This is a genomic window from Actinocrinis sp. (genome assembly GCF_035938995.1).
Taxonomy (GTDB): Bacteria; Actinomycetota; Actinomycetes; order Streptomycetales; family Catenulisporaceae; genus DASZGI01.
The window spans coordinates 1-6,781 of record NZ_DASZGI010000182.1 but is presented as its reverse complement, the minus strand read 5'-3'; the positions used below and the strand labels follow the sequence as shown (position 1 = coordinate 6,781).

At 66.5% G+C, this 6,781-nt stretch carries 3 protein-coding genes; 2 read left to right on the top strand and 1 reads right to left on the bottom strand.

Going from position 1 to position 6,781, the window contains the following annotated elements; translation table 11 throughout:
• Nucleotides 1–2,590, top strand: a 2,590-nt coding sequence (locus tag VGZ32_RS12930) for a carbohydrate-binding protein (RefSeq protein WP_326886221.1), incomplete at its 5' end; no start/stop codon positions are given.
• 1,280 nt (nt 2,591–3,870) lie between these two features.
• Nucleotides 3,871–4,656, top strand: coding sequence for a DUF3632 domain-containing protein (locus tag VGZ32_RS12925; protein ID WP_326886220.1), 786 nt, complete (start codon nt 3,871–3,873; stop codon nt 4,654–4,656).
• A 196-nt stretch (nt 4,657–4,852) separates the two neighbouring features.
• Here the strand turns inward: VGZ32_RS12925 and VGZ32_RS12920 are convergent.
• Nucleotides 4,853–6,781, bottom strand: a 1,929-nt coding sequence (locus VGZ32_RS12920) for a metallophosphoesterase (protein ID WP_326886219.1), incomplete at its 5' end; no start/stop codon positions are given.

Here is a 6,781-nt window from a genome sequence, read left to right as displayed (position 1 = left end):
CACCGCCGACTGGAACACCTGGACCACCGAAACCGAAAACGTCACCCTCAACACCGGCAACAACACCGTCGCCTACAAGTTCGACACCACCGACACCGGCAACGTCAACCTCGACAACCTCACCGTGACAGCAGCGACGGTGTATGAGGCGGAGAACGCGTCGCTGTCGGGTGGCGCGGTCGTCGCCACCGATCACACCGGCTACACCGGAACCGGATTCGTCGCCGGATACACCGACACCAACAAAGGCACCGCCGACACGACCTTCACCGTCAACGCACCCAACGCCGGCACCTACGCACTCACCCTGCGCTACTCCAACGGCACCGGCTCGACCATGACCCTCTCCCTCTACACCAACAGCTCCAAACTCAAGCAGATCACCCTGCCCGTCACCGCCGACTGGAACACCTGGACCACCGAAACCGAAAACGTCACCCTCAACACCGGCAACAACACCGTCGCCTACAAGTTCGACACCACCGACACCGGCAACGTCAACCTCGACAACCTCACCGTGACCCAGGTGAGCGTTGCCAGCGGTTCGCCCTCGGCGTCCGCGTCTCCATCTGCATCTCCGTCCGGTTCTACGCCCCCGCCGTCCGGCCAGGTCTATGAGGCCGAGACCGCGTACTTCGAGGGAGGCCCGAGCGTCGCCACCTCGATCCCGGGCTACACCGGCACCGGATACCTGACCGGCTTCACGACGCAGGGCGCCGAGGTGATCATCGACGCCGACGCGCCGTCCGCCGGCAGCTATCCCGTGGCCCTCGCGTACGCCAACACCACCGGTTCCACGCAGACCATCTCGCTCTACCTCAACGGCGTGAAGAACCAGCAGCTCAGCCTGCCCGCCGGCAACGGCTGGCTGAACGCGAGCACGAACCTGAGCCTGCGCACCGGACTGAACCTGATCGGCTATCAGACCGATTCCGGCGACAGCGGCAACATCGCCATCGACCACGTGACAGTCACCGGCGGCGCCGCGCTCGCGGCGCAGGGTGCGACCGTGCCGTATGTCGAGTACCCAGCCGCGAAAGCGCAGACGAACGGCGCAGTCCTGTCCGCCAGCACCTCGTACCCGAGCATCCAGGCCGAATCCACCGCCCGCCAGGCCGTGCAGCTGACCTCGACCGGCCAGTACGTGCAGTTCAGCCTCACCCAGGCCGCGAACTCGATCGTGCTGCGGTACTCGATCCCTGACAATTCCGACGGCTCGACGGCCACCGCCGCCCTCGCGTTGTACGCGAACGGCAACCACATCCAGGATCTGAACCTGACGACTCAGTACTCGTGGCTGTACGGCGGCGGCTACACAGACACCCACTCCCCCAGCAACGGCCCGGCGCACCACTTCTACGACGAGACCCGCGCACTGATCGGAAACTGGCCCGCAGGCACCGTGCTCAAGCTTCAGAAGGACTCCGGAGACAACGCATCGTCGTACACGATCGACGTCGTCGACGCCGAGCAGGTCGACGCGGCGTACACGATGCCGACCGGATACACCTCGATCACGAACTACGGTGTGACCCCGAACAGCGGCGCCGACGACACCTCCGCTATCAACAACGCCCTGAGCGCGCTGTCCGGCACCGGAACCGGCCTATGGTTCCCGGCCGGGACCTACCTGATCTCCGGCCAGCTCAGCCTTAACAACGTGGCGGTACGCGGCGCCGGCGAGTGGTACACCACGATCCAGTCCACCTCGGTGAACGGCTCCGGCGGCCTGTTCGCCACCGGAGGCAAGAACCTGATAGCAGACCTGAGCATGACCGGCGATCAGACCTCCCGCAACAACAACTCCGGTGCGGCAGGCATCGAAGGGAACTTCAACCCGGGTTCGCTTATCTACGACGTCTGGATCGAGCACACCAAGGTCGGCATCTGGACCGACTCGGGCAACGGCTTGTATGTGACCGGCGCGCGCGTGCGCGACGTGTTCGCCGACGGAGTGCACTTCAACGGCGGCACTACGAACTCCCGGGTCGACCAGACCCAGGTGCGCAACACCGGCGACGACGAACTCGCGCTCGACTCGGAGAACGGCTTCGTCACCAACTGCGCGCTCGACCTCAACACAGTCGAGTCGCCGATCCAGGCCAACGGCATCGGCGTCTACGGCGGCGCGAACAACAGCGTGGACGGCAACCTGGTCACGGACACGGTGGCTTTCGGCTCCGGCATCACGATCAGCACGTGGTTCGGCGGCGGTTTCACCGGACCGACGATGGTCGCGAACAACGCGATGATCCGAGCCGGCTCGTTCAACTCGAACTGGAACTCATCGCTCGGCGCGCTGTGGATCTACGCGGAGCAATATGACATCACCCAGCCGGTTACCGTGCAGAACAACACCATCACCAACGCGACGTACCAGGGCGTGCTGCTCAGCTATGGCAAGCAGATCAGCAACCTGACGCTTGACCACCTGGCGATCAACGGCGCCGGAACCTACGGCATCGACATCAACAACGTCACCGGCAGCATGACTGCCAACTACGTCACGGTCACCGGCGCCGCCTCCGGCGGCCTGAACAACCCCGGCAACTACACCATCAACCGCGGTCCCGGCGACAGCGGGTTCTGACACGACGGCACAGTCCAGTCGAGTTCCGCTCCCCCGCACCTACTGCGGACAGCGAGTGTCGACGACGAGCGGTTCCCCGCCGAGGCCACTCTGGCGGGGAACCGCTCCATCCCTCCCGCTCCAGGCCGCGCCGCCGAGCCCACGAGCTTGCGCAACTTCCCGATGTGTCAATGAAGGTTCCCGGCGTATCCGCAGTTCTTCTTGACGCTGGCTACCCGGTGCCAGGAACTCCGAACGGCCACCCGGAAACCTTTCCCTAGACCAGCCAACTCGCCGGTGGTCATCGGCTTGTCCCGTGCAATCCGTCCGGCTTCCAGCCCGGCCGACCACGTGAGGTGTCGGAGGACGCGAGGCCGGGCAGCGGGATCGGGTGACACCCCCGGCTGACCGCCAGCATGTAAACGAGGTCGAGCGCTAGCTCCACCGCATGAGAGTCTTCGCTTCTTGAGGGAGCCCACGCAAACCCGTCTGTGCGCGCTGTACCGCATAGCCGCACGCTGAAGGTGGGATACACACCCCACACGGGTCCTACTGCGACAACCGCCGTCAGGCGCGCCGCGCGCTCCCGCCAGCCTCGATGCGCGGTGATCAACAGAACAATCCGTGGGTTGAGTTCCCGCCCGACCGCCTCAACACCGCAGCGGCTATAGGGGCGAACCACCACAGGCCGTCCGACGCTCAGGCCCCGCCGCGCGCAACCGTCCAGGATGTTCGGGAGGAGCGCGGACAGTTCGTGCCGAAGCACACCGACGCTAAGGCCGCTGCCGTCCAACATCAACTGGACGTCAGCCTCTGCTTCGCAGTGCCTCGCGACCACGTTGAGCGCCGCGCCCGGCAGCAGGCTTGGGCGTGCAGGGATCCCCTCGCCGGTCGACACCCCGTCGCGGCACGTCAAGACGTCGATGAAGCGATAGCGCTCCGCGAGACGCCACCAGGGCTCGATCGGCCGATTCGACCGCAGATGCAATCCAATAGTGCGGCGCGTGCGCGTGTGCATGGCAGATGCTTTCCGTGTCTTACAGGCACACCGGCTCCTGTTGGCGGAAACGATTCGTAAGCGAGCGCCGCGGCGAACGGTCACCAATCGTGGGGCCGCCCCCGCCGCACGCCTACCGTCACACCGTCGTGCCCGCAACATAGCTGCGCGCCGAATCGCTTTCCTTATCGAGAGCTGATATCTGGCTCAAGAAATGCTGCCGGATGTGCAGGGCTGCGCCGAGCCATCCGAGAGCCGGGCATGGCAGTTGACAGGACATTGCACCGGTTGCCACCGTGGGCCGGTGACATCCTTCCCGCGCGACGATCCGGCGGAAACGGAAAGCGCGATCATCGAATACTACGACGCGATCCTCAGCGACTACCTGGGGGCAACCGGCGGCGGCACGCTGCCGGTTGCGGTCGACTGGTTCGCCGGTCCGATCGAGCGCGCGTTCCGCCAGCCCGGACCGGACGACGAGCGAGGTGTGGAAATACTGCTCTGGGACGCGTGGCAGGCGTTGATCGAAACCGCGATCACCCCGGAGGAGGCGACCCAGGCCAAACTGGTTGACCTCGTCCTCGCACTCCAGCGCCGCGGCGTTCTCACGCGCGAGCCGGGTGGTGACGAATGCCGGGTCTGGGGCATACGCGTCTGGGACGAACTTCCGCTGTTCGGACCGCAGATGCGCGAGGCGTTGAACGGCGATTTCGATCATACGTACCGCAACCTGAACGCGTTCGCCGCTCAGGTGACTGCGGCTGGCCGCGCTGTCACCGGCGCCGTCGATTTCACGCTCTGGGCCATATGGGCGTTTCGCGATGCTCTGGAGTCGACCCCGGAACAACTGCGTGAAATGGGCACTGGCGGTGAACCCGAGGATCGGCTGCCGGTCGTCATGGCGTGGCTGACTTATTGCGGACCATTGCTCGCCGCACTCGCGGCCAAGCATCCCGAGGACGAAGGGGAAATGTTCTGCATTCCCCGATGGACACGGTGGCGCACCCGGCTCAACGCTATTGCCGATGGGGCCGAACCGGCCGCCGGCATAGCCCGAGAAGCCCTCGCCCTCATGCCGTCCCTGCCCTGACGGTGGTCGACAATCTCACCCAATGGCGGTTCGGCACAAGGGGCTCGGGCATGGACCCGCATGCGTTACAGACGCTCGGAAGGTCGTGTTCGGCCGCGGGAGCCCGTCTTCAATGCTCGCCGCCGGATCGGGTGCGGACCAGCGGAGCCGCCTATCCGGCACCCGACCCGGCGATCAGTGGATGTCGGCTTGCTGACTAACGCTCCCGCGGGGCTCTGCGGCGGATGTCGCGGCTGAAGACGACGCGGTCGAACTCGACTCCCTGCTCGTTGATCGCCCGCAGCGTCATGGTGGCCCGGCCTTCCGGAGTCGCCGGGACCACGTCGAGGGCGATGAACGCGTAATCGCGGTAGCGGGCCTGCGACCAGTCGACGGTCTCATAGGTGCGGGTGAAGTCGAGCTGGGCCGCCGACGGTCCGACTCCGGTGGCGGGGTCAGCCTGGATCACCGTGCCGTTGCCGGGCGCGCCGGTGTCGACGCCGACGAGGAAGTTGCGGTCGGACTCGGCCGCGCCCGACCAGCCGTAGCGGGGTCGCCCGCCCGATCCGACGGTCACGTACGTCGTGCCGTCAGTCTGCGGGTGTACCACCGCCGCTTCCCTGGGCGAGAGGGAGGTCGCCTGCACGGAGGAGGACCCAGTGTTCGTCGCGGTGTCGTAGCGGATCGGGTTGGAGCGTTCGTAGATGTGGTTGTGCCCCTGTACGGCGAGATCGACTTCGAACTCGGAGAACAGCGGGGCGAGGACCTTGCGCACCCCGCCGTCGGAGGAGTGTCCGTTACAGGTGGAGAACGCGCAGTGGTGGAAGAACACGACGATGAAGTCGATGTCCGGGTCGGCGCGGAAGGCGGCCAGGCGCTGGCGCAGCCATGAGGCCTGCGCGCCCTTGCTGTAGTCGAGCAGGCCCTGGATCTCCCAGCTCAGCTCGTTGGCGTCGGCGCTGACGATGCCCACGTTGCCATAGCTCACGCTGTAGACCGACGGGCATTCGCCCGGTCCGTTGGTCGGCATGTCCAGGCGTTGCGCGTGGCCGCCGTAGCCGAGTTCGCCGTAGGCGTCCACGGTTGCGAGGTCCGCGTCGAGCGACGAGGTGAACAGCTCGACGTCGTGGTTGCCGGTGTTGAACATCCACGGAGTGAACGCGGAGCTGGGTTCGATGGTGCTCAGGTAGCTGGTCCACACGTACGGGTCGAAGTCGTCCCAGCCGCCGCTGTTCGGCACCGGAGCCGGAGTGCTGCTGTCGCCGGGCTGGGTGCCGCCGGCCCCGTCCGGGTTGATGATCGGCTGCGCGTTTCCGCTCGGATTGGCGTAGCACATGTCCCCGGCCAGCAGGGTGAACCGCGAGGGGGTGTGGTTGATCGGGTTGCGCACGCGGGTGATCTGGGTGACGAGCGCGGCGACGGGCGAGATGTCGGTGGGCGCGCTGGATGATGTTGGGTTGTAGTAGTCCGGGTCGCTCGGGTCGTAGTAGTCGTCGGTGATGTGCGTCGAGGACTCCGGCTGCAACGACGGCGCGTTGTCGAGGGTGAGCCCGGTGCCGGGCGCTCCGGTGATGCCCTGGTCTCCGTAGGCGGTGAAGGTGAACGGGGCCAGCGAGCAGCGCGCGTCCGGGGCGGTGGTGAACGTCGCGTCCGGGGTGTGGCCGCGTTCACCGTTCTTCGTGTAGGTGAACCGGTAGTGGTAGGTCTGGCCGGGCTCGAGGCCGTCGAGCAGGGCGTGTACGTAGAACTGGTCGGCGTTGAGCAGGTCGGTCGTGGATGCGGTGATCGGCCCGGCCGGCACGCCGTTCCACACCGGCACGTGTGTGATCAGCTCCCTGATCTCCGCGGCGGCGGCGTGGCCGTAGTCGGCGTCGTGGCCGTACTCGACCTCGACCCTGATCCCCGACGGCACGGCGTTGTACGTGTTGAGGTTGAACAGCTGCCCGGCCACCCACATCTGCCGCCGCGGGTTCGGGCCGAAGGACAGGTGCCGGCCGTTGACGACGAAGCCCCCGGCGATGGTGCCGGTCGAGGCCAGGTCTTCGGCGGAGGCGCGCACGGCGCCGAAGCCGCCGCCGAGCAGGAACGCGGCTCCCGCTGCGGTCACCCCGCCGCGCAGGATCGTCCGCCGGCTGACGGCATTGCG